Below are 21,714 nucleotides of genomic sequence, written 5' to 3'. Positions count from 1 at the left end.
TCAAACGACAACGGCGCCCCAAGCGGGCGCCGTTTTTTTTAACCGTGGCGGCGAATCAGCCCGGCCGGCGCGCGCGCTTTTCCTCGCGCACGAAGATCACCACGCCCACGATCACCATCAGCGCCAGCGCATACCAGGTGATGGCATACGTCAGATGGTTGTTCGGGAAGTTGATCATCGTAAGCCCGCCTACCGGCTCGCGGGCCGCATCCTTGCCTGGGCTGGACGCGGCGTCGGCGTCAATGAAGTAGGGCGCCACGTCGCCAAGCCCGCGCGCCGCCGCGATGCCGGGCAGATCGCGTGAGTACCAGAGGTTGGCGGCCGGGTCGTTGTTGCGCAGAAAGCCGCTGGCCGGTTCGCCCATGCGCAGCAATCCCGTGACCTGGCCCGGCGCGGGCGGCTGGGCGGTATTGGCCGCGTCCTTGCGCCATGCCGGCAGCACGAAGCCCCGGTTCACCAGCACGGTGCCGCCGTCCGCCAGTTGCAGCGGCGTCATGACCCAATAGCCGCTGCCCAGTTCTGTGGCGGCCTGCACCAGCGTCTGCTTGTCGAAGAGGTAGGTGCCGGATGCGGTGACGTGGCGGTACTCGGCGTTGTCCTGCGTCAGCTGCGCCCATTCGCTCTTGCCGGGGGCGGGCGTGGCGGGCGCGTGGGCCCGCTGATCCACCTGCGCGATCAGCGCACGCTTCCAGGCCAGCCGGTGCACCTGCCAGGTGCCCAGGGCGCAAAGCCCGGCGAAGATGGCAACAGCCAGCAACCCCAGGATGACCAGGGTTGCCTTGCTGCGCGGATTACGGGAGGTGTCGCGTGAAGAAATGTCTTTGACTGCAGCCATCAGGGCATCTTGCGCATGTCATGCGGGGACATGGGCATCATGTTGGAGTTCAAGTGGTACATGATCCAGATGGATCCGCTGAGCGTGATGACGACCAGCACAAGCGTGAATATTAACGCCAACATGTTCCACCCGCTTTCGGACTTGGTGTCCAGGTGCAGGAAGTAGATGATGTGGACCACGATCTGCACGACGGCAAAGGCCAGGATCACCAGGCCGGTGACCCGCGAGCTGTCGATGACGCGGTCCATGACCAGCCAGAACGGAATGGCCGTCAGGATGGCCGCCAGCACGAAGCCGGTCATGTAGCTCTTGAAGGTGCCGTGGCCGGCGCCGTCGTCATCGTCATGGTGGCCATCGTGATGATCGTGGCCGTGATGGCCGCCGTGGCCGGTGTCCGCCAGGTTATCCATATGCGACGTCATGGCAGCACTCCCATCAGATACACGAAGGTGAACACGCCCACCCAGATCAGGTCCAGGAAGTGCCAGAACATCGACAGGCACATCAGGCGGCGGCGGTTTTCAGGAATCAGGCCGTGCATGCGCACCTGCAGCATCAACGTCACCAGCCACACGATGCCGAACGTGACGTGCAGCCCGTGCGTGCCGACCAGCGTGAAGAACGCCGACAGGAAGGCGCTGCGCTGCGGGCCGGCGCCCTGATGGATCAGGTGCCAGAACTCGTAGATTTCCAGCGACAGAAAGCCCAGGCCCAGGATGCCGGTCACGGCCAGCCACAACTGCGTGGCGCCGATGCGGTTGCGCCGCATCTCCAGCATCGCGAATCCGTAGGTGATGGACGAGAGCAGCAGCAGCGATGTGTTCACCGCCACCAGCGGCAGGTCGAACAGGTCCGCGCCGGACGGTCCCGCCGCGAAGCTGCGGCCGAGCACGCCGTAGACCGCGAACAGGCACGCAAAGATGAGGCAATCGCTCATCAGGTAGACCCAGAACCCGAGCAGCGTGCCGTTCTTGGGATGATGTTCGCCAGGAACGTAGAAGACCGGTTCCTGGGACGACGGCGCAGCGCCGCCGGGCATGGGATGGGCGAGGGTATCAGACATGTTGCGCTAGCAGCCTTGTACGGGCGTCTTCCGTGGCGACGACCTCAGCGGCCGGCACGTAGTAGTCGCGCTTGTAGTTGAAGGTATGGATGATCGACACGAGGATCAGCGCCGCGAACGACAGCACCACCAGCGGCCACATGTGCCAGATCAGCGCAAAACCCAGCACCACGCTGATCCCGGCCAGGACGATGCCCGCCCAGGTGTTCTTCGGCATGTGGATCGGAATGAAGCCCTGTTGCGGACGCTGGTAGCCGTGCTGCTTCATCTGCCACCAGGCGTCCAGATCATGCACGCGCGGCGTGAACGCAAAGTTGTACACGGGCGGCGGCGACGAGGTGGACCATTCGAGCGTGCGGCCGTCCCACGGATCGCCCGTGGTGTCGCGCAACTGATCGCGGCGGCGGTAGCTGACCACGAGCTGGATGATGAAGCTGGCGATGCCGCACGCGATCAGCAGCGCGCCGAAGGCCGCGATCTGGAACCAGATCTGCAGCGACATGTCTTCAAAGTGATTCACGCGGCGCGTCACGCCCATCAGGCCCAGCACGTACAGCGGCATGAAGGCCACGTAAAAGCCCACCAGCCAGAACCAGAACGAGCACTTGCCCCAGAACGGATCGAGCTTGTAGCCGAACGCCTTCGGGAACCAGTACGTGATGCCGGCCATCAGCCCGAACAGCACGCCGCCGATGATCACGTTGTGAAAGTGCGCGATCAGGAACAGGCTGTTGTGCAGCGCGAAGTCCGCGGGCGGCACGGCCAGCAGCACGCCCGTCATGCCGCCGATCACGAAGGTGACCATGAAGCCGAGCGTCCAGAGCATCGGGACTTCAAAGCGGATGCGCCCGCGATACATGGTGAACAGCCAGTTGAAGATCTTGGCGCCGGTCGGGATCGAAATGATCATTGTCGTGATCCCGAAGAACGAGTTCACGCTGGCCCCGGACCCCATGGTGAAGAAGTGGTGCAGCCACACCAGGTACGACAGCACGGTGATCACGACCGTGGCGTACACCATGGACGCATAACCGAACAGGCGCTTGCGGCAGTACGTGGACACCACTTCGGAAAAGATGCCGAATGCGGGCAGGATCAGGATGTAGACCTCGGGGTGGCCCCAGATCCAGATCAGGTTCACGTACATCATGGCGTTGCCGCCGAAGTCGGCCGTGAAGAAATTGGTGCCCACGTAGCGGTCCATCGACAGCAGCGCCAGCACCGCCGTCAGCACGGGGAAGGCCGCCACGATCAGCACGTTGGTGCACAGCGCGGTCCACGTGAAGATGGGCATGCGCATCATCTTCATGCCGGGTGCGCGCATCTTCACGATGGTGACCAGCAGGTTCACCCCCGATAGCAGTGTTCCCACGCCCGCTATCTGCAAGGCCCATATGTAGTAGTCAACCCCGACGTCCGGACTGTGCAGGATGCCCGATAACGGTGGATAGGCCAGCCAGCCGGTGCGGGCGAATTCCCCTACGAACAGCGACATCATCACCAGGATCACGCCGCCCGCGGTCATCCAGAAGCTGAAATTGTTCAGGAACGGAAACGCGACGTCGCGTGCGCCGATCTGCAGCGGCACGATGAAATTCATCAGCCCCGTGACCAGCGGCATCGCCACGAAGAAGATCATGATCACGCCGTGCGCCGTGAAGATCTGGTCGTAGTGGTGCGGCGGCAGAAAGCCGGTGGAGTCGCCGAAGGCCACGGCCTGCTGGGACCGCATCATGATGGCGTCGGCAAAGCCGCGCAGCAGCATCACGATGCCGAGGATCACGTACATGATCCCGATCTTCTTGTGGTCGATGCTGGTGAACCACTCGCGCCACAGGTAGCCCCACTTCTTGTAGTACGTGACGGAGCCCAGCAGCACGATGCCGCCCGCCGCCACCACGAAGAAGGTGCCCAGCAGGATGGGATCGTGAAAAGGAATGGCGTCCCAGGTAAGCCGGCCGAAGATCAGCTTGGTGAGGTCAGGTTGATCAGGCATCTCGATTCCAGCAAAAAAACCGCGTTTACATGGAGCACGTCGCGTGCCGAAAAACCTGCCGCGCTAGAGCACCAGTCCTTCAGAGGCCGTGCACATGGCGCCGACATACTTGCGCGGCGGCGTTTCCGTAAGGCCCAGCTTCTCGCGCACTTGCGGGTCCAGGGTGGTGAGGTTGTGCGCGCCCGGTATGCCGGCGCCGCCTTGCGCGTCGATCGCCATGGCATCGCGCATGCACATGCGGTTGGGTTCGACGCAGCGGTTCACGATGGCGTCGAAAAGGCCAGGCGCAACGGTGGCGTAAAGCTGCACCGGGTTGCGCTCGCTGGGTTGTTCAAGCTTCAGATACGCCGCGCGGTCCAGCGTGGCCTGCGATTTCTGGGCCTGTGCGACCCAGTCGTCAAAACCCTTCTGGTCCAGGCCATGAAAGCGAAAGCGCATGCCCGAAAAGCCCGAGCCGCTGTAGTTGGCGGACAGGCCTTCGTATTCGCCGGGGTGGTTGATGACGGCGTGCAGCGTGGTCTGCATGCCAGGCATGGCGTAGATCTGGCCGGCCAGGGCGGGCACGAAGAACGAGTTCATGACCGATGACGACGTGATCTTGAACTGGATGGGACGGTCCACCGGCGCGGCCATCTCGTTGACGGCGGCCACGCCCTGTTCGGGATAGAGGAACAGCCACTTCCAGTCCAGCGCGACCACTTCGACGACCAGCGGCTTGGTGTTGGGCGGCACTTCGCGGCCTTCGGACAGGCGCGCCAGCGGGCGGTAGGGATCGAGCTGGTGCGTGCTGACCCACGTGAGGGCGCCGAGCGCGATGATGATGAGCAGCGGCGCGGCCCAGATCAGCAGCTCCAACATTGTGGAGTGATTCCAGTCGGGATCGTAGGCGGCTTCTTTGTTGCTGGCGCGATAGCGCCATGCGAACAGCAGCGTGAGGATGATGACCGGCACGATGATGATGAGCATCAAGCCGGTGGAGATGATGATCAAGTTGCGTTGTTGCACGGCCACGTCGCCCGATGGCGACAGCAGGACCGCATTGCACCCGGCGAGCAGCGGCAGGGCGGCAAACAGGATCAATCCGCGGAGCCTTGCGAAGGACGACATGGTCATACCCCGAAACGTAACCGTGCGAAGTAAACGAAACACTACGCTGGAAGCCGCGAAAAATCTAGGGTAAAAAGAGCAAAAGTATGCACGGGAACGCGTGCGGGGCAGTCATGGGCCAAAACGCTTGCGGCTTCCGGCATGATGCGCGTACCGTGGTGCTGGTGTGTTGCAAGATCGTAGACAAGGCGTATCCAGAACCTTCTTTTGCGAGCGAACCCATGTCGACCACCACGCAGTATCCTGGTCATCCCGCTCCCGGATCCGGTCCCGGGGCGATCAGCGGCGGAGCCAGCCACGCCAAGGTGGCGCCCGGTGAAATCGCCGTCGGGGTGGTCGTCGGACGCGCCTCTGAATACTTCGATTTCTTCGTCTTCGGCATCGCGTGCGTGCTGGTTTTTCCGAAGGTGTTCTTCCCCTTCGAAGACCCGCTGGAAGGCACGCTGTCGGCCTTCATCATCTTTTCCTTCGCCTTCATCATGCGTCCCATCGGCACCGCGCTGTCGATGGCGATCCAACGCCGATGGGGCCGCGCCACCAAGCTGACCGTCGCCTTGTTCGTGCTCGGCACCGCGACCGTGGGCATGGCGTTTCTGCCGAGCTATGAATCCATTGGCGTGCACGCCATCACCTTGCTCGCGGTGTTCCGATGCCTGCAGGGCCTGGCGTTTGGCGGCTCGTGGGACGGCCTGCCGTCGCTGCTGGCGCTGAACGCGCCGCCCAATCGCCGCGGCTGGTATTCGATGATGGGTCAGCTCGGCGCGCCCGTCGGCTTCCTGGTGGCCAGCGCGCTGTTTCTCTATCTGCATGTGACGCTCACGCAGGCGGACTTTCTTGAATGGGGCTGGCGCTATCCGTTCTTCGTGGCGTTTGCGATCAACGTCGTGGCGCTGTTTGCGCGGCTGCGGCTGGTCGTCACCGAGGAATACACGCAGCTGCTTGAAGAAGGCGAACTCGAACCCATCGGCATCCGCGAGATCATCAGCCAGCAAGGCTACAACCTCTTCATCGGCGCGTTCGCCGCGCTGGCCAGCTATGCGCTGTTTCACCTCGTCACGGTTTTTCCGCTGTCGTGGATCGCTGTCAGCGGCACGCAACAGATTTCGGATGTGCTGATCGTTCAGATCATCGGCGCGGTGATCGGCATCCTGGGCACGATCGCGTCCGGATGGCTGGCTGATCGCATCGGGCGGCGTACAACGCTGGGGTTGTTGGCGATGCTGATCGGCGTGTTCGCGATCGTATCGCCGTGGTTGCTGGGCGGCGGGCCGAAGGCGCAGGATGCGTTCATCTTGATCGGGTTCGCGCTGCTGGGGCTGTCGTATGGGCAGGCATCCGGCACGGTCACCGCCAACTTCACGCGGCGGTTCCGTTATACCGGTGCGGCCTTGACGTCCGACATGGCGTGGCTGGTCGGCGCGGCGTTCGCGCCGGTGGTGGCGCTGGGGCTGTCGGCGCGATTCGGGCTGGTGGCGGTCAGCGTGTATCTGCTGTCCGGCGTGGCGTGCACCTTGATTGCACTGCGCATCAACAAGGTGCTTGAAACCCGCGATTGAACGAGGGGCAGCGAGTCGCTGCCCTGGCGTTCAGCCCAGATACCCTTCCAGCACGTTCGCCACATTGATGCCCACGTCGGCGACCGCATAGCCGCCTTCCATCGTGAACACTGCCGGCAGGCCCAGGCCGGCCAGCATGCGGCCAACCTGCAGATAGTCGGCGCTCTTCAACTTGAACTTGGATATCGGATCGCCTTCGTACGTATCCACGCCCAGCGCGACGACCAGCGCATCGGCCTTGAATGCGCGCACGGCATCCAGGCCCTGCTGCAAGGCGGCCGTCCATGCCGCAAAGTCGCTGCCGGCGGGAAGCGGCAGGTTCAGGTTGCAGCCCTGGCCCGTGCCGTCGCCGCGCTCGTCCGCATATCCCAGATAGAACGGATACTCGGTGGTCGGGTCGCCGTGGACCGACACGGTCAGCACGTCGCCGCGATCATAGAAGATGCTCTGCGTGCCGTTGCCATGGTGATAGTCCACGTCCAGCACGGCAACGCGCTGCGCGCCGGCGTCGCGAAGCGCCTGGGCCGCCAGCGCCGCGTTGTTCAAAAAGCAGTAACCGCCGAAGAAGTCCGCGCCGGCATGATGGCCGGGCGGGCGCGTCAGCGCCATGGCGGCGCGTTGACCCTGGCCTTGGGAAATGGCGCGCGCGGCGTCGATGGCGCAGGCCGCGCCCGCGGTGGCTGCCTCCCAGGTGCCGGCCGTCAGCGGACAGCCGCTATCGAACGAGAACAGCCCGACGCGCGCGGCAAAGTTGGTGGGTTCGACGTCGTGCCGAAATCCGCGCACGGGCCAGATCGATGGCAGCACGTCGAGGGCCGCGTTGGCCGGATCCAGCGCAATCCATTCGTTCCAGGCGCTTTCCAGAAAGTCCACGTAGCGCGGCGTGTGCACGCGTGTGATCAGATCCATGTCGGGCGCGGAGGGCGTGCGCAATTCACCGATGCCGCGCTGGCGCAGGGCGTCCAGCACGTATTCCAGCCTTGCCGGCGTTTCGTGGCAGGGCACCAGCTTGCCGCGGAACATCTCCTGGCGGCCGCTGTGTTTGTCGTGAACGGGGTTGTGGAAGATCAGCACGATGGAAGGTCCTGGAAGGGAAGGGCAGGCGGATGCGCCGCTACAGTGGCCGGAAAATATACAGCGCCACGGCGGGCAGTTCGCGCAAAACGGAATAGACGTCGCGTAATTCGAAGAATGCCGGGTAGCCGCCGCTTACGTCCGCGACGCCCTGGCGCTTGAGCGCGAGCATCGTGCGCGGCACATGGAAGTATTGCGTCACGGCCAGCGCGCGCGTGTAGCCGTGCTCGCGCATGTAGGCGCTGGCGTGGCGGGCCGTGGCCCAGGTGTCGACGCCGGCGCTGTCCACGACGATGCGGTCGGCGGGCACGCCGCGCGCCAGCAGGTAGTCGCGCATGGCGGCGGCCTCGTCCGTGCCGGCGGCGTCGACGCCGCCGCTGACGAACAGAATGCGGCATGTCGATGCGGCGTAGCAGTCGAACGCGCGGTCCAGTCGCGCGGCCAGGCGCGGCGAAGGCTGACCGCCGGGCTGCACGGTGTTGCCCAGCACGACCGCCACGTCGGCGTTCCGCGCGCTAGCCGACAGGCCAGTCGCGGCCAGCACGACGGCCGCCAGCAGCACGATCGCCGCCAGAATCAACACGGCGCGGGTCGCAAATCGGCAGAACGAAAACGTCATGTCGTGTGTGGGAAAGAAGACGAGGGCAGGAGCTTACGGCAAAAGGCGTTGCTGCCGCATTTGTCGTAATGAGAATCATGATTGATAATGCGGCCCTTTCCGCCTGCAACTTTCCGCTGCTCTCCATGTCCCGTCCACCGCCCTCCGATAAAGGTTGGCTCGCGCATTACCGCGAGCTGATCGGGACGTGGACCCGGCGCAGCACGAGCCGGCACGACGCGGAGGATGCCGCGCAGGATGTCGTGGCCAACATGCTGCGCAATGGCGAATCTGCCGTGCTGGACCCGAAGGCCTACCTGTATGGCGCCAGCCAGAACCGCCTGAACGGCGAGTTCCGCCGTCAATCGCGGCGCGAGGTGCTGAGCCTGGACACGTTGACGGATGCCGAGCATCCCGTCGACGCGGATCCCGAGTCTTCGATGCGCGCGGCGCAGCTTGCCGATGCGCTAAAGTCGGCGCTGTCCGAGCTGCCCCTCAAATGCCAGCAGGTGTTCCTGTGGAACAAGCTCGAGGGCTACACCCAGGCCGAAATCGCCGAGAAACTCGGGTTGACGCAAAGCACGGTCGAAAAACACATGAAGCGCGCGCTGACCCATATCCATGACCGGTTGCAAGATCATGCCCCGCACTGATACCCGCGCGGACGCCTCCCCCACGCCTGCGACGCCGCGCGATCAGGCGGCGCACTGGTTCGCGCGCGAGCGACTGGGCGCGCTGGACGAGGCCGAACGGCGCGCGTTCGACGCGTGGCTGGCGGCGGACCCTGAGCACGCGCGCCAGTACCGCGCGATGCAGGCCTTGTGGCGCGTGGCGGATAGCCTGCCGCAAGACGAGATGCGCGAGATCCTGGCGCGATCCGATGAGGCCCCCGCCCGACCGGGCCGCCGCAGGTTCGCCGTGGGGCTGTCGGCTGCCTGTGCCTTGACGGTTGCCGCCGGTGTGATCGCCCCGCGGCTGTGGTCGCCCGCACCCGGTTTTACGCAATCGCTGGCGACCGCCCGGGGCGAGCGCAAGCGCGTGGCCTTGCCCGATGGCTCCCTGGTGGAACTGAACACCGACACGCAACTCCAGGTCGCGCTGTATGCGGACCGGCGCGAGGTCGAACTGCTGGCGGGCGAGGCCTTGTTCACGGTCAGCCCCGATGCGGCGCGGCCGTTCACGGTGAACGCGGGCGCGGCGCAGGTGCGGGTGACGGGCACGCGTTTCAACGTCCGCCGCGAGGGGGATGCCGTGGCGCTGGCGGTGGACGAGGGCAGTGTGGCGTTCTCAGCGGGCTCATGGTGGAACAGGACCACGCGCCACCTGACGGCGGGCTACGCTGCCCGCTACGCGCCCGGCACGCCCCTGGACGCCCCGCATCAGGAAAACGTGGCAGCGGTCACGGCCTGGCAACGTGGCCGGCTGGTGTTCCGCGACACGCCGCTGGCGCAGGTGGTGGCGGAGTTGAACCGGTATCTGCGCATTCCGTTGCGGATCGACGACCGCAAGCTTGCGCAACTGCGCGTGGCCGGCACCCTGCCGATCGACGAGCCCGAATCGGTGCTGGACGTGCTGCCTCACATCGCCCCGGTGATCGTGCTGTATCCCGCCGGGGGCGGCGCGGTCCTGGCGCCGCGTTAGGGCTGGGGTCCCGGCCAAGGCCGCGCGGAACGCCGCGGGGCGACCGTCGCCAGCCTGAATCATTTTGTTTCAAATATTCTATCGAGAATCATTCCGGTTTTTTCCGGCCTGCGGCGTCTATCCGATGAAAGGGGCCGTACGCGCGAAGCGGATCGACCCTGGAAGCAACCTTTGGCCAAGGGTGTCGGGCGCTTAAAGCGCGGGCAGTTGTACCGGAATTTTCTACTGATGATGGACGAGCAAGTTAAGCAGCGTGCAGTGGCGCGCAAGGCCGCCAAACGCGGTGCGCACGGCGCCTGCGGCGCGCTGGCGATTTCCCTGGCGTTGGCGTGGGGCGCCATGCCCAATGATGCGGTGGCGCAGACCGCGCCGGTGCAGATCAGCATCACGGCGCAGCCGCTGGGCGATGCGCTGCTCCAGTTGGGCGAGCAGGCGTCGCTGGTGATCTTCTATCTGCCCGAGACCGTGCGCGGCCGTACCGCGCCGGCGGTATCGGGACAGCTGACGCCGGACGAGGCGCTGCGCCGCTTGCTGGCGGGCACCGGCATCGCGTTCCAGCGTGATGGACGCAATGTGTCGCTGACCGCGCCGTCCGGCGGCTCCGCCCAGCTCGAGCCGGTGACGGTGCATGGCGTGGCGGTGGGAACGGCGGACAGCTACGTGGCGCTGTCCAGCCAGAGTGGCAAGCTGGGTGTGCCGCTGATCGAGACGCCGCGTTCGGTGTCGATCGTGACGCAGGAGCAGCTGAAGGTGCAGGCGCCGCGCAACCTGGAAAGCGCGCTGGCCTACACGCCCGGCGTGCAGACGGAGGTGTCGGGGTCGAGCGACGCACGGATGACGGGCGCCGTCATTCGCGGTTTCAGCGACGGCAGCGCCTACTTCAAGGATGGCCTGAAGCAACTGTCGACCGGCACGTATGCCTCCTGGAACGACAACATCGAAGAGCTCGACAGCATCGAAGTGCTGAAGGGCCCCGCGTCGGTGCTGTTCGGCCAGGGGCGGCCGGGCGGGGTCATCAACGTGGTCTCCAAACGGCCCTCCGCGGATCACGTCAACAGCGTCGGCGCCAGCTACGGCACGTACAACCGCCGCCAGCTCACGGCGGACCTGGGTGGCGCGTTCGACGCCGAAGGCAAGGTGCTGTATCGCCTGAACGTGCTGGGCCGCGACAGCGACGGCCGCACGGACGGTTCGCGCGACGACCGGATCTCGGTGGCGCCGTCGATCCTGTGGAACATCACGAACCAGACCCGGGTGACCGTGCTGGGTACGTATTCCAAGGAGCGCGCGACGCCCAAGAGCTGGTGGCCCAATCTGTATACCTATCCGGAGATCGGCGACCTGCCGCTCAGCCGCACGGCCGGTGATCCGGATTTCGACCGCTTCGACCGCGACACCAAGTCCATTGGCTACGCCTTCGAGCACGACACGGACAACGGCTGGCGTCTGCGCCAGAACCTGCGCTATTCCGAGATCGACATCGACTACCGGCACATCTACGCGATGGACCTGCTGGACGACCGGCGCACGGTCACGCGCGGCAGTCTGGCCCAACGCACCAACGGCAAGACGTTTGCCGTGGACAGCCGCGCGTCGCGCGATTTCAAGTGGGGCGACCTGCAGCACACCTTTGCGCTGGGCGTGGACTACCTGCGCTACAAGGAGAACGATGCGCTGGGCTTTGGCTGGGATGTGCCCAACCTGGATATCTACGCGCCGGTCTATGGGCAGAACATCGAGTATCCCGAGCTGGATCCGTCCCGCACGGATCTGAAGCAGACGGGCATCTACACGCTGAATCAGCTCAAGTGGAACAACTGGGTCGGCAACGTGAGCCTGCGGCGCGACTTCGTGCGCACCAATCAGACCAGCACCACGCAACCGCGCATCAGCGACTCGGCCACCACCGGCAGCGTGGGCCTGCTCTATCTGTTTGACAACGGCGTGGCGCCGTACGTCAGCTATTCGACGGCATTCGATCCGATCACGGGCAAGCAGTTCGACGGCACGGCGTTCAAGCCGCGCGAGGGCAAGCAGTACGAAGTCGGCTTGAAGTACCAGCCGCCCGGCACCGATGCGCTCTTTACCGCGGCGGTGTTCGACATCCGCCAGACCAACGTGACGACGCAGGACCCGGACCATCCGCGGTTCAGCGTGCAGACGGGCGAGGTGCGTTCGACCGGCGTCGAGCTGGAAGCGAAGTTTCCGCTTTCGCGTGAACTCAGCGTGATGGCCGGCTACACCTACATCGACCCGCGCACGACCAAGAGCAACCGCCTGCAGGACGTGGGCCGCCAGCTCACGCAGACCGCGCGGCAGACGGCAAGCCTGTGGCTGGATTACCGGCCGCAGCAGGTGCAGGGCCTGATGCTGGGCGGCGGCTTGCGCTATCGCGGCAAGGCGCCGCTGAACACCGCGGCCGATGGCTCCACGCAATACAACCCGGCCTTCACGCTGGCCGACGTTGCCATCGCCTACGAGACGCCGCGCTACCGCATCGCGTTGAACGTCAACAACGTGTTCGACAAGCGCTACTACACCTACACGTTCCGCGGCATGGAGCGCGAGGCGATGCTGAGCCTGAACTATTACTGGTAGCGGGACGGGGACGGGCCGGGCCCGCGCTTGCGGGTAAACGAGCAGTGCGCGTCCGCGGGCGGTCGTTCATCCTGGTTAGAATCCGGAAGATACCGTCCCGCGCCGTTTTGGCTGGCGCACCGTCCCCATGAACTTGCCGTTTCCCATCCGCCAAGAATGTCCTCCCGGCGCCTGTGTGTGCGACCGGGAGCAGTTGCTGGCCAATCCGGCGTCGGACCTGCGGATCCTGCGGCTGACGCGGGAAGAAGAAAAGCGCCTGGTGGCGCGGCTGGAAAACATCACCAGCCTGGACGACCTGCGGGCGATGCAGGGGCGCATTCAGGCGCAGCTTGGCATCGTGATCCTCATCACGCCCAGCGAAAACGAGGTGCGGACCTCGCGCGGCATTTCCATTCAGCTTGAAGAACTGCCCGGCCTGTGCCGCAAGACGCGGGCGTCGCTGCCTGCCGCCATCCGCCGCGGTTTCGACAACCGGCCCGAGATCGTCTATGCGCTGCTGAACGAGCGCGACCTGCTGAGCGGCACGTGAGGGGAAATCGAGGTGGATTTTGGACTGCGATCGCGCGGCACCGGAGCGGTCCCGCGTTGGTAAACGACTGCGATCAGTGTTTGCGGGGCGTCGCGCAGGAATGCAATGGCACCACGTCCGCCGGCGCGCGCCCGGCATCGGGCCGCGTGACGTCACGCTTCTTGCCGGTGCGGGCGGGATAGATAAGGAGCACCGCGCTGCCGGGTTCCAGCTTGGGACTCTGCGCCGTGCCATAGGCCACGGTCCAGCCGCGCAGGGCCAGCGGCGCCAGCGTGTATTGCAACGCCGAGCCGGGCGCCACGTGGGCGACCTTGCCTGCGTAGAGTTCCTGCTGCGGCGTGTCGACGCCGTTGATCGTCTGGTAGGTGGCGATGCTGACCAGCGCCGCCGATTCGCCGTGACGCGCCAGGACGGCGGTCTTGTACTTGCCGGGCGGCACGTCCTGCAGGTTGACCGTGACGGTGTCGCCGCCCTGGCCCGCGGCGTTCAGATGCACGCCCACGACGTCCGCGTGGGATAGCGCCTTATCGCTGGTGTTTCGCACCCGCACGCTGTATTGCCCCGAGGTCCCCGTCACCGTGCACACGTCGATGCCGTGGGGGGATGCGGTTTGCGTTGGTGCGGGTTGTGAAGGCGCCGCCTGCCCGGATGTCGCGGCGGCGCTGGCCAGCAGCGCCGCAAACGGCAGGATCAGACGGCGGGTAGATCGAGAGGGCACGGCACGCTCCGGTTGAGGGCAGCGTGCCGGGCGGCGCGTCGCCTGCCCCTTTTTACACCACTTGACGGCCCGGGGCCGTCTGCTGCTCGCGCTTGCCAGCCAGCCAGTGCAGGATCAGCGCAAGCACCAGCAGGCCCGCCATGATGAAGCCCCAGCAGATCCAGCCCAGCACGGTGATCAGCGAACCCAGGCTGCCGGCAAAGGGCAGGACCTGGTTCAGGCCTTGCGCGGCCCAGACCAGGCCCCCTTGCAGCGATTGCAGCCATGCCGGGTCAACCCACGGCGCCGCCCAGGCCGGCGCCACCCATTGCGAGGTGTCGATGGCGGTGCCGGGCACCTGCGCCGTGGCGATGGTGACCAGCACCCAGTCGGTCAGTTGCAGGGTCAGCGCCACCAGCCCGGTCCAGAGCGCCGCGAGGACGGCGAAAACGAGCCAGATGATTTTCTTCATTTGATTAGGTACTCCGATGACTCAAAAAGAACGGCCACGATACCGGGGATTCTATTTCTGAAAAACCAGAGTGGATGTGACAAACATTAAGATAAAACCGAAGTTTTAGCCTGAGCGAGGATCTCCCGGACCAGGGGGTGATGCTGGCCGCGGCGGTTGCGGATGGCATGGATTTCCTCGTGCACGTCGTCGCAGCGCGCCAGCGGACGCAGGCCGCGCAGCAGCGCGACATCGTCCCCGCCCAGCCGGCTGAGGGGAAACACGCCCAGCCCCCGCGCCGCAAACACCGACATGAGCGCGCTGTCCTCGAACTCGCCGACCACGTTCGGGTACACGCCCTGTTCCGCGAACCATCGGTCCAGCGTCTGGCGCAGCACCGAGTGGCCGGTGGGCAGCAGCACCGGCAGGCGCGCCAGACAGCCGGGAAAGTCCAGCGTGTCCGATTTGCGTACCAGCTTGGCCGGGCCGTACCAATCCACCGGCGACGACACCAGACGGTCGCTGGTAAGCCGCAGGTTGGGGTTGGCGGGGGCGCCCTGGCCGGCCAGCACGAGATCCAGGTGATGACGCGCCAGCTCGCCCAGCAGCTCCTCGACTTCACCTTCATGACAGGTCAAATGCAGATCGGGCGTATGCAGCACCGGCCCCAGCAAGGCGTGTGCCGCCAGCTTGGAGATGCCGTCCGACAGGCCCACGGACAGGCGCACGACGGGCTTGGTGGCCGCGGCGCGCACTTCCTGCGGCAAAACCTGCCCGATCTGGAAGATTTCTTCGGCGCGGGCGAAGGCCGCTTCGCCGGCATCGGTCAGCGTCACGCCGCGGCCGGCCGGCTTGAGCAGCTGATGGCCCAGGTTCTTTTCAAGTTCGCGGACCTGCGCGCTGATGGTCTGGATGGCCATGTCCAGGCGTTCGGCGGCGCGGGAAAACCCGCCCTCTTTGGCGACCATCCAGAAGTAGTACAGGTGGCGGTAGTTCAGCATGGGTGTCGGTTCACTTTGTCGGATCACTTCGGTTTTTTCGAACCTTAACTCACTTTCAGGCTGATTTCTCCATCTGCGCCGGATCCGGATCATGGGCACCTTCGAATCTAGCGGGGCAATCATGGACACTTTGATCACCTTCTTCAACGCCGATTTCCTCGGCACGCCAACCTGGAGCTGGCTGCTCTTCGTCAGCATCGTCGTCAGCCTGCTGGCCTTTGACCTGGGTGTGCTGCACAAGGAAGACCGCGAGATCGGCGTGCGTGAAAGCCTGCTGCTTTCCGCCGGCTACATTTCGGCTGCCGTGCTGTTCGGCGGCTGGGTCTGGTGGAACATGGGCGCCGAAAGCGGCATGGCCTATTACACGGGCTTCATGATCGAGAAGTCGCTGTCCATGGACAACGTGTTCGTGATTGCGCTGATCTTCAGCTTCTTTGCGATCCCGCGCCAGTATCAGCACCGTGTGCTGTTCTGGGGCATCCTGGGCGTGATCGTGCTGCGCGCCACCATGATCGGCCTGGGCGCCGCGCTGGTCAGCAACTTCGGATGGCTGCTGTATCTGTTCGGCTTGTTCCTGGTGTTCACGGGCGTCAAGATGTGGATGATCGCGGACCAGACGCCTGACATCGCGACCAACCCGATCCTGAAGTTCCTGAAGCGTCACATGCGTGTCACCGACGGCCTGCGCGGCAACGCGTTCATGGTGACCGAGACCGATCCGGCGACGTCCAAGAAGGTGCGTTATGCGACGCCGCTGCTGCTGGCCCTGGTGCTGATCGAGTTCGTCGACCTGGTGTTTGCCGTGGACTCGGTGCCCGCGATCTTCGCCATCACGACCGACCCGTTCATCGTGTACACGAGCAACATCTTCGCGATCCTGGGCCTGCGTGCGCTGTACTTTGCCCTGGCGGCGATGATCCACCGCTTCCATTACCTGAAGTACGCGTTGGCTCTGGTCCTGGTGTTCATCGGCACGAAGATCTTCCTGGTCGGCTTCATCGGCAAGGTGCCTCCCGCGATCTCGCTGGGCGTGACGTTCAGCCTGATTCTTGGCGGCGTGCTGTTCTCGCTGTGGAAAACCCGCTCGGATGAGCTGAAGCCCCAGTAATCCGGCTTCCCGCCCCACGAACCCGCCCGCCGGCAAACCCGGCGGGCGGATTTTTTTTGTGGGTCGCCATATGCGCGGGATATGGCAGGCGGCGGCTTTGTGGATTTGTCAGGGGAAAGGGCCAGGCGTACAGTCGGCGGCTAACGGGTAGCCACTCAGCGCCATTCAGCCGAATCCAAGGAACGATCATGAACACCTGGTCCGCCAAGCAGTATTCCGCCTTTGAAAACGAACGCACGCGTCCGGTGCGGGACCTGGTGGCGGCGCTGCCCAACCTGGTGGTCAAGCACGCCGTGGACCTGGGTTGCGGGCCGGGCAATTCCACCGAAGTGCTGGCCAGCCGCTATCCGGACGCGGAGATTTCAGGCATGGACAGTTCGCAGGACATGATCGACGCCGCCCGCAAGCGCATGCCGTCGCTGTCGTTCGAACTGGCAGACATCGCCAGCTGGAATCCGCCGCAGGCCTACGACGTGATCCTGGCCAATGCCGCGCTGCAGTGGGTGCCCGATCACGCCACGCTGTACCCGGCGCTGGTGGCCAAGCTGGCGCCCGGCGGCAGCCTGGCGGTGCAGACGCCGGACAACCTGGAAGAGCCCGCGCACCGTCTTGCCCGCCAGGTGGCCGGCGAGGCGCCTTGGGCCGCCAAGACCGGCGGCGTGAAGCATCCGCCGCGGCACAGCGCGGCGTGGTACTACGAATTGCTCAAGCCGCATTGCGGCACGCTGGATGTGTGGCGCACGACCTATCATCATCCGCTGGCCGGCGCCGCGGCAGTCGTGGAGTGGTTCAAGGGCACGGCGCTGCGGCCGTATCTGGACAAGCTGGATGCCGATGAGCAGACGGGTTTTCTGGCGCGCTATCAGGCGCTGATCGAAGCGGCTTATCCCGCGCTGGCGGACGGCACGGTGCTGCTGCCGTTTCCGCGGCTTTTCATTGTTGCGGGCGCCAAGCAGGCGTAGTGGCGCAACGCCTGGCCCCCTTACTGCATGGCCGCCTGCCCGTCGGTCTTGTCCGCGAAGTAACGCGCGGGCGTCTTGCCCAGTGTTTTCTTGAACATGGTGATGAAGGCGCTGACCGATTCGTACCCCAGGTCCTCCGCCGTGCGTTGCACCGACACGCCCGCCGACAGCCGCTGCAGCGCCAGGATGATGTGCAACTGCTGGCGCCAGCGGCCGAAGCTCATGCCGACCTCCTGCTGCACCAGCCGCGCCAGCGTGCGTTCGCTCATGGCGACGCGTTTGCCCCACTGCGCGACGGTGCTGCGGTCGGCGGGATCGGCGTTCAGCGCCCCGGCGATTTCGCGCAGGCGCGGGTGGTCGGAGATCGGCAGGTGCAGCTGCTCGGTGGGCATGTGCGACAACTGGTCCAGCAGCACGTCGGCCAGCTTGCGGTTGGCGGCGGCCGCAGCCTCGGCGGGCGTCAGGTGGGCCAGGTGCACGACCAGCTCGCGCACCAGCGGGGTGATCGACAGCGTGCAGCAAGCCGTGGGCAGGCGCGGCGCATCGGCCGGCACGAACAGGAAGCACACGCGGCCATTGGCGGTCACGCGATTGCTGTGCGGCACGCCGCCGGGAATCCAGACGGCGCACTGCGGCGGCACCATCCACAGGCCCTGCGCCACCGAGCACGTGACCCCGCCACGCAGCGCCAGGACGAGCTGGCCCATTTGATGCTGGTGCGTGGGCGATTCGTTGTCCCGTTCAGCCGCATGCACGGGCATGGCGAACGCCCATTGCGTGGGGCTGTCGGGATCAAAAGGGGCGGGGGGCGTGTCGGGCGTGCGCATGGGCGTCGGCCGGGCAGAAGGGCAGGGTTGGCCGGATTGCGAGAGAGTTTGTCATTATCTCGAAATTCGGTAAAGCGGCCGATGCGTAAGCTGGCGGGATCGAATAGGGCCTCCATCCCTGAAGAATTTCCACGTTGACCCCATGCAAGCCTCCCGCCACCCGATGCCGAGCCACCCCACACCTAGCCACCCCACAGCCAGCCATCCCGCATCCAGGCACCCGACGCCCAGCCGCCCCGCGCTGCTGATCCTTGGCATCCTCTGCATCGCGATGGCCCTGCGCGCGCCGTTCACGGGCGTGCCGCCGCTCATCGGTCTCATCCGCGCCGAACTGGGCCTGTCGTCGGCGGCGGCGGGGATGCTTATCACGCTGCCTCTGCTGGCCTTTGCGGTGGTGTCGCTGTTTGCCGCGGGACTGGCGCGCCGGTTCGGACTGGAACGCACGCTGTTTGCGGCGCTGCTGCTGATTGCCGGCGGGATCGGGATCCGCGTGCTGGGCGGCGCCGTGGGTCTGTACGCCGGCACGGCCATCATCGGCGCGGGCATTGCGCTGGGCAACGTGCTGCTGCCCAGCTTGCTCAAGCGCGATTTTCCGCAACGCCTGGCGGGCTTGACGTCGGCCTATGTGCTGACGATGGGCCTGGCGGCCGGGCTGGCGTCGGCCATCGCCATTCCGCTGGCCGAACTGCCGTTGGCCGGGTTTCAACTGGGTGGCTGGCGGTTTTCGACGCTGTGCATGCTGGCGCTGCCGCTGCTCAGCCTCTTGCTGTGGCTGCCGCAGCTTGCCAACCATACGCCGCCCGCCGCGACCACCGCGCATGCGCCGCACGGCGTGCGTCTGTGGCGCTCGCCGCTGGCCTGGCAGGTCACGGCGTACCTGGGCATCAATTCGTTCGTGTTCTATGTGGCGGTGAGCTGGCTGCCCGCCATCCTGCACGACGCGGGCTTTTCGGCCGAGCGCGCCGGATCGCTGCACGGCTTCATGCAGCTGGCGTCCGCGGCGCCCGCGCTGTTTCTGGCGCCGTTGCTGCGCCGCTTGAAGGACCAGCGCGTGGCGGCGTTCTGCGCGGCAGGCGCGTCGTTCGTGGCGTTCATGGGGCTGATCGCCGCGCCCGCATGGGGCGTGGTGTGGATCGCGTTCCTGGGGTTGGGCACCGGCGCGGGCATCATCCTGGGCCTGGCGTTTGTCGGACTGCGCGCCAGCCACGCGCAACAGGCGGCGGCCCTGTCGGGCATGGCGCAGTGCGTGGGGTATCTGTTCGCCGCGACGGGCCCCACGCTGGTGGGCAGCGTGCACGACGCGCTGGGCGGCTGGGGCGTTGCGCTGGGCGTGTGCGCCGCGTTGTGCGCGCTGATGGCAGTGGCCGGGCTGTACGCCGGGCGCGCTATTCAGATTGGCCGGCCTGGCGCTTCCACAGCTGCACCAGCGTCTGCGGCGCATCCGCCTCGGGCACGTCAAAAGTGATCCGCGGCGCGTGCGCGCCTGCGAACTCCACTTCAACGTGGAAGTAGCGCTGATCGCCGCGCGCATCCGGCTCGCACGACACGGCCTTGGGCGCGGCATGCAGCAGCGCTTCGCACACTTCCTGCCGCACGCCCGGCGGGCAGGCGGTCATGTCGATGTGGCGCGGCTGCGCCAGGCCGGGCAGATACGCCAGGCCGCCCTCGCGGGTCAGGCGCACCAGTTGGGCGAGATCCAGCGAAGGCAGTTCGATCATGGCAGCACTCCCACGGCCTTCCAGGCCGCTTCGATGGCGCGGCGCACGGCCGCCTCGTGCTTCTCGCCGGCGATCTGAATCGTCAGGCCCGCAAAATCCTCGAACCCGGCGTCGTGACGCAGGCGCTTGTCGCACAGCGTGTCGTACCAGACCTGGCCCGCGCCGTTCCATGCATTGCCGTCCAGCGCCGTGGCGGCCAGATGGAACGCGCGGTTGGGAATGCCCGAATTGATATGCACACCGCCGTTGTCGCGTGGCGTATCGACGTAATCGCGCATGTGCGCGGGCTGCGGGTCCTTGCCCAGCACAGGATCGTCGTACGCGGTGCCCGGCGCGGCCATGGAGCGCAGCGCGCGCGCCCGCACCTTTTCCGTGAAGAGGCCCTGGCCCACCAGCCAGTCCGCCTGCCGGGCGGTCTGCCCCAGCGAATACTGCTTGACCAGCGCGCCGAACACGTCGCACAGCGATTCGTTCAGCGCGCCCGATTGGCCCTGATAGAGCAGCGCCGCCTCGGTGTCGATCACGCCGTGCGTGAGCTCATGGCCGATGATGTCGACGGCGACCGTGAAGCGGTTGAAGATTTCGCCGTCGCCATCGCCAAACACCATCTGCGCGCCGTTCCAGAAGGCGTTTTCGTAGTCCTCGCCGTAATGCACCGTGCCGATCAGCGGCAGGCCGTGCGCGTCGATGGAGTGGCGCTTGTAGACGTTCCAGAAAAGCTTGTAGGTCGAACCCAGATGGGCGTAAGCCTCGTCGACCGCGGCGTCGCCGCTGGGCCGTGCGCCCTCGGCCCGCACCAGCTTGCCGGGCAGCGTGGTGCTGTTGCCTGCGTCGTGCACGGCGCGGTCCGGCGTACCGGCCGGCGCCACCTGTCGCGCCGGCGCGAGCGTTGCGCGCGGCGGCTGCTCGGCCATCTCGCGCAGGCTGCGTTGCTGCTGATCGATGATCATCGTCTTGACGGCAGGCATGCTGACGCGCGCATCGGTGTGCTGCGCAAGCCGGTCCAGCATGTAGGGCGGGACCACTCCGATCAATGGAGCGGACTCGGAAGGGCGGGGCATGGTCGGTCTCCAGCAAGGGCGCCGGAGGGGCCCCCGGCGCGTGCCTGGTTAACGTAGCAGATGGGTGGACAGCGCGCCGTAACAGGATGCGGCGCGATGCGCGGCGGCAACGCGCGCGCCTCGACAGCGCCGCGCCGATCCGGTAGCGTCTTGCGCTTTCCTGTTTTGCCGGATCCTTGCATGCCCGCTCCTGACTACCGCATCGTTTCCCTGTCGCTCACCGATACGCACGTGCTGTTGACGCTTGCCGACGGCCACGAGGTCAAGGAGCCGATCCGGCGGCACATCCGCCTGCACGAGGCGACACCCGAGGCGCGCGCGCAATGGCAACTGGTGGACGATGGGCATGGCGTCGTGTGGCCCGCGCTGGCCGCACCGGTGCCAGAGGGCATGCTGAACGTGCACGACCTGCTGTGGGACCAGCGCTACGAACGGGCCATGGCGACGCTCCAAGCCGCGGAATGGAAGCTCGACCGGTTGTCGGAAACCGACCAGGAACTGGTGGCCCTGTGGCGCATGGAGGCCGACATCAACAATGGCGGCTTCATGCAGTTTTTGTGCAACTGGGGCGATGAGACCTGCCAGCTGGCGTTGCAGGCCCTGCGCAAGATCGGCGCCGTGCACGCGCTGGACATCCTGTCGCGCATGCGCGGGCTCATCGACCGTTTCGAGGACTCGCCCGAGGTGGTGCAGCTCAACGACATCTACGGCGCAATGACCGAAGAAGAGCAGGAGCAGATGGAGACGCTGGACCACGCATTCTGGGACTACCCGGACTCGCTGTCGCGGCTGGGATTGCGCTGGTACGGCGCCTGAAACCGGTCAAACCGCCGTCCTTGATACGTTCAGAAACGTATCGCCACATTACGTCGATACACGCCTGCGGCGG

22 protein-coding genes are annotated in these 21,714 nt (G+C 65.8%); 9 read left to right on the top strand and 13 right to left on the bottom strand.

Going from position 1 to position 21,714, the window contains the following annotated elements:
• Window positions 1–55 precede the first annotated feature (55 nt).
• The 5 genes from CLM73_RS22875 to cyoA all read right to left on the bottom strand — a co-directional run bounded on the left by CLM73_RS22875 (window position 56) and on the right by cyoA (window position 5,004).
• On the bottom strand, window positions 56–835 hold the full coding sequence (locus CLM73_RS22875) for an SURF1 family protein (RefSeq protein WP_105240367.1): 780 nt from the start codon (window positions 833–835) through the stop codon (window positions 56–58).
• On the bottom strand, window positions 835–1,260 hold the full coding sequence (gene cyoD / locus CLM73_RS22870; protein WP_056558423.1) for a cytochrome o ubiquinol oxidase subunit IV: 426 nt from the start codon (window positions 1,258–1,260) through the stop codon (window positions 835–837). The genes CLM73_RS22875 and cyoD overlap by 1 nt, the downstream gene beginning before the upstream one ends.
• Entirely contained in the window at window positions 1,257–1,901 is a 645-nt protein-coding gene (gene cyoC / locus CLM73_RS22865) for a cytochrome o ubiquinol oxidase subunit III (protein ID WP_105240366.1), read from the bottom strand. The genes cyoD and cyoC overlap by 4 nt, the downstream gene beginning before the upstream one ends.
• Complete coding sequence (gene cyoB, locus CLM73_RS22860) at window positions 1,894–3,897, bottom strand: cytochrome o ubiquinol oxidase subunit I (protein WP_105240365.1); 2,004 nt, start codon at window positions 3,895–3,897, stop codon at window positions 1,894–1,896. Before cyoB ends, cyoC begins: the two co-directional genes overlap by 8 nt.
• A gap of 63 nt (window positions 3,898–3,960) precedes the next feature.
• Entirely contained in the window at window positions 3,961–5,004 is a 1,044-nt protein-coding gene (gene cyoA / locus CLM73_RS22855) for a ubiquinol oxidase subunit II (protein WP_105241679.1), read from the bottom strand.
• A gap of 221 nt (window positions 5,005–5,225) precedes the next feature.
• Here cyoA and CLM73_RS22850 point away from each other — a divergent pair, with 221 nt between their 5' ends.
• A complete protein-coding gene (locus tag CLM73_RS22850) occupies window positions 5,226–6,560 on the top strand; it encodes an MFS transporter (protein ID WP_105241678.1) in 1,335 nt (444 codons plus the stop codon).
• A gap of 30 nt (window positions 6,561–6,590) precedes the next feature.
• On the opposite strand, the gene CLM73_RS22845 is transcribed toward CLM73_RS22850, so the two are convergent.
• Together CLM73_RS22845 and CLM73_RS22840 are read right to left on the bottom strand one after the other, a co-directional pair.
• Window positions 6,591–7,634, bottom strand: a complete 1,044-nt coding sequence (locus CLM73_RS22845; RefSeq protein WP_105240364.1) for a histone deacetylase family protein — start codon at window positions 7,632–7,634, stop codon at window positions 6,591–6,593.
• 40 nt (window positions 7,635–7,674) lie between these two features.
• Window positions 7,675–8,253, bottom strand: coding sequence for a YdcF family protein (locus tag CLM73_RS22840; protein WP_105240363.1), 579 nt, complete (start codon window positions 8,251–8,253; stop codon window positions 7,675–7,677).
• Between the two features lie 77 nt (window positions 8,254–8,330).
• On the opposite strand from CLM73_RS22840, the gene CLM73_RS22835 reads away from it, so the two are divergent.
• The 4 genes from CLM73_RS22835 (at window position 8,331) to CLM73_RS22820 (ending at window position 13,000) form a co-directional block, all read left to right on the top strand.
• Window positions 8,331–8,885 carry an RNA polymerase sigma factor gene (locus tag CLM73_RS22835; RefSeq protein ID WP_234015717.1) on the top strand — a complete coding sequence of 185 codons (555 nt, stop codon included), beginning with the start codon at window positions 8,331–8,333 and terminating at the stop codon, window positions 8,883–8,885.
• Window positions 8,872–9,873: a FecR family protein gene (locus tag CLM73_RS22830; protein ID WP_234015716.1), complete on the top strand. Its 1,002-nt coding sequence runs from the start codon at window positions 8,872–8,874 to the stop codon at window positions 9,871–9,873. The genes CLM73_RS22835 and CLM73_RS22830 overlap by 14 nt, the downstream gene beginning before the upstream one ends.
• A gap of 228 nt (window positions 9,874–10,101) precedes the next feature.
• Complete coding sequence (locus CLM73_RS22825) at window positions 10,102–12,471, top strand: TonB-dependent siderophore receptor (RefSeq protein WP_105240361.1); 2,370 nt, start codon at window positions 10,102–10,104, stop codon at window positions 12,469–12,471.
• A gap of 127 nt (window positions 12,472–12,598) precedes the next feature.
• Window positions 12,599–13,000 (top strand): hypothetical protein, encoded by a 402-nt coding sequence (locus tag CLM73_RS22820; protein ID WP_105240360.1) that lies wholly within the window; start codon window positions 12,599–12,601, stop codon window positions 12,998–13,000.
• 73 nt (window positions 13,001–13,073) lie between these two features.
• Here CLM73_RS22820 and CLM73_RS22815 read toward each other — a convergent pair whose 3' ends face one another.
• The 3 genes from CLM73_RS22815 to CLM73_RS22805 form a co-directional block, all read right to left on the bottom strand.
• Window positions 13,074–13,718, bottom strand: coding sequence for a hypothetical protein (locus CLM73_RS22815; RefSeq protein WP_105240359.1), 645 nt, complete (start codon window positions 13,716–13,718; stop codon window positions 13,074–13,076).
• Between the two features lie 52 nt (window positions 13,719–13,770).
• Complete coding sequence (locus CLM73_RS22810; RefSeq protein WP_105240358.1) at window positions 13,771–14,169, bottom strand: hypothetical protein; 399 nt, start codon at window positions 14,167–14,169, stop codon at window positions 13,771–13,773.
• An 86-nt stretch (window positions 14,170–14,255) separates the two neighbouring features.
• The gene (locus tag CLM73_RS22805; protein ID WP_105240357.1) at window positions 14,256–15,149 is read right to left on the bottom strand and encodes a LysR family transcriptional regulator; all 894 of its coding nucleotides are present in this window, start codon (window positions 15,147–15,149) and stop codon (window positions 14,256–14,258) included.
• Between the two features lie 121 nt (window positions 15,150–15,270).
• Here CLM73_RS22805 and CLM73_RS22800 point away from each other — a divergent pair, with 121 nt between their 5' ends.
• Both CLM73_RS22800 and tam read left to right on the top strand, forming a co-directional pair.
• Window positions 15,271–16,257, top strand: coding sequence for a TerC family protein (locus CLM73_RS22800; RefSeq protein WP_105241676.1), 987 nt, complete (start codon window positions 15,271–15,273; stop codon window positions 16,255–16,257).
• A 188-nt stretch (window positions 16,258–16,445) separates the two neighbouring features.
• Window positions 16,446–17,219, top strand: coding sequence for a trans-aconitate 2-methyltransferase (gene tam, locus CLM73_RS22795; RefSeq protein WP_105240356.1), 774 nt, complete (start codon window positions 16,446–16,448; stop codon window positions 17,217–17,219).
• A gap of 20 nt (window positions 17,220–17,239) precedes the next feature.
• Here tam and CLM73_RS22790 read toward each other — a convergent pair whose 3' ends face one another.
• A complete protein-coding gene (locus CLM73_RS22790; RefSeq protein WP_105240355.1) occupies window positions 17,240–18,046 on the bottom strand; it encodes an AraC family transcriptional regulator in 807 nt (268 codons plus the stop codon).
• Between the two features lie 142 nt (window positions 18,047–18,188).
• On the opposite strand from CLM73_RS22790, the gene CLM73_RS22780 reads away from it, so the two are divergent.
• Window positions 18,189–19,511 carry an MFS transporter gene (locus tag CLM73_RS22780; RefSeq protein WP_325048241.1) on the top strand — a complete coding sequence of 441 codons (1,323 nt, stop codon included), beginning with the start codon at window positions 18,189–18,191 and terminating at the stop codon, window positions 19,509–19,511.
• On the opposite strand, the gene CLM73_RS22775 is transcribed toward CLM73_RS22780, so the two are convergent.
• Together CLM73_RS22775 and CLM73_RS22770 are read right to left on the bottom strand one after the other, a co-directional pair.
• The gene (locus tag CLM73_RS22775) at window positions 19,432–19,764 is read right to left on the bottom strand and encodes a protealysin inhibitor emfourin (protein WP_105240352.1); all 333 of its coding nucleotides are present in this window, start codon (window positions 19,762–19,764) and stop codon (window positions 19,432–19,434) included. The two genes, CLM73_RS22780 and CLM73_RS22775, sit on opposite strands and share 80 nt — an antisense overlap.
• The gene (locus tag CLM73_RS22770; protein WP_105240351.1) at window positions 19,761–20,825 is read right to left on the bottom strand and encodes a M4 family metallopeptidase; all 1,065 of its coding nucleotides are present in this window, start codon (window positions 20,823–20,825) and stop codon (window positions 19,761–19,763) included. Before CLM73_RS22770 ends, CLM73_RS22775 begins: the two co-directional genes overlap by 4 nt.
• A 180-nt stretch (window positions 20,826–21,005) precedes the next feature.
• Between CLM73_RS22770 and CLM73_RS22765 the strand changes: the two genes are divergently transcribed.
• Complete coding sequence (locus tag CLM73_RS22765) at window positions 21,006–21,641, top strand: DMP19 family protein (RefSeq protein ID WP_105240350.1); 636 nt, start codon at window positions 21,006–21,008, stop codon at window positions 21,639–21,641.
• Window positions 21,642–21,714 lie beyond the last annotated feature (73 nt).

This window comes from Achromobacter spanius, from assembly GCF_002966795.1.
Lineage (GTDB): Bacteria > Pseudomonadota > Gammaproteobacteria > Burkholderiales > Burkholderiaceae_B > Achromobacter > Achromobacter spanius_D.
The sequence above is the reverse complement of the archived record's forward strand: the minus strand, read 5'-3'. Positions and strand labels throughout refer to the sequence as shown.

Excerpts from the sequence above, each read along its gene's own strand:
- CLM73_RS22875 (WP_105240367.1), bottom strand. The coding sequence starts at position 835 with ATGGCTGCAGTCAAAGACATTTCTTCACGCGACACCTCCCGTAATCCG.
- cyoD (WP_056558423.1), bottom strand. The coding sequence starts at position 1,260 with ATGACGTCGCATATGGATAACCTGGCGGACACCGGCCACGGCGGCCAT.
- cyoC (WP_105240366.1), bottom strand. The coding sequence starts at position 1,901 with ATGTCTGATACCCTCGCCCATCCCATGCCCGGCGGCGCTGCGCCGTCG.
- cyoB (WP_105240365.1), bottom strand. The coding sequence starts at position 3,897 with ATGCCTGATCAACCTGACCTCACCAAGCTGATCTTCGGCCGGCTTACC.
- cyoA (WP_105241679.1), bottom strand. The coding sequence starts at position 5,004 with ATGTCGTCCTTCGCAAGGCTCCGCGGATTGATCCTGTTTGCCGCCCTG.
- CLM73_RS22850 (WP_105241678.1), top strand. The coding sequence starts at position 5,226 with ATGTCGACCACCACGCAGTATCCTGGTCATCCCGCTCCCGGATCCGGT.
- CLM73_RS22840 (WP_105240363.1), bottom strand. The coding sequence starts at position 8,253 with ATGACGTTTTCGTTCTGCCGATTTGCGACCCGCGCCGTGTTGATTCTG.
- CLM73_RS22835 (WP_234015717.1), top strand. The coding sequence starts at position 8,331 with ATGATTGATAATGCGGCCCTTTCCGCCTGCAACTTTCCGCTGCTCTCC.
- CLM73_RS22830 (WP_234015716.1), top strand. The coding sequence starts at position 8,872 with ATGCCCCGCACTGATACCCGCGCGGACGCCTCCCCCACGCCTGCGACG.
- CLM73_RS22825 (WP_105240361.1), top strand. The coding sequence starts at position 10,102 with ATGATGGACGAGCAAGTTAAGCAGCGTGCAGTGGCGCGCAAGGCCGCC.
- CLM73_RS22820 (WP_105240360.1), top strand. The coding sequence starts at position 12,599 with ATGAACTTGCCGTTTCCCATCCGCCAAGAATGTCCTCCCGGCGCCTGT.
- CLM73_RS22810 (WP_105240358.1), bottom strand. The coding sequence starts at position 14,169 with ATGAAGAAAATCATCTGGCTCGTTTTCGCCGTCCTCGCGGCGCTCTGG.
- CLM73_RS22805 (WP_105240357.1), bottom strand. The coding sequence starts at position 15,149 with ATGCTGAACTACCGCCACCTGTACTACTTCTGGATGGTCGCCAAAGAG.
- CLM73_RS22800 (WP_105241676.1), top strand. The coding sequence starts at position 15,271 with ATGGACACTTTGATCACCTTCTTCAACGCCGATTTCCTCGGCACGCCA.
- tam (WP_105240356.1), top strand. The coding sequence starts at position 16,446 with ATGAACACCTGGTCCGCCAAGCAGTATTCCGCCTTTGAAAACGAACGC.
- CLM73_RS22790 (WP_105240355.1), bottom strand. The coding sequence starts at position 18,046 with ATGCGCACGCCCGACACGCCCCCCGCCCCTTTTGATCCCGACAGCCCC.
- CLM73_RS22780 (WP_325048241.1), top strand. The coding sequence starts at position 18,189 with ATGCAAGCCTCCCGCCACCCGATGCCGAGCCACCCCACACCTAGCCAC.
- CLM73_RS22775 (WP_105240352.1), bottom strand. The coding sequence starts at position 19,764 with ATGATCGAACTGCCTTCGCTGGATCTCGCCCAACTGGTGCGCCTGACC.
- CLM73_RS22770 (WP_105240351.1), bottom strand. The coding sequence starts at position 20,825 with ATGCCCCGCCCTTCCGAGTCCGCTCCATTGATCGGAGTGGTCCCGCCC.
- CLM73_RS22765 (WP_105240350.1), top strand. The coding sequence starts at position 21,006 with ATGCCCGCTCCTGACTACCGCATCGTTTCCCTGTCGCTCACCGATACG.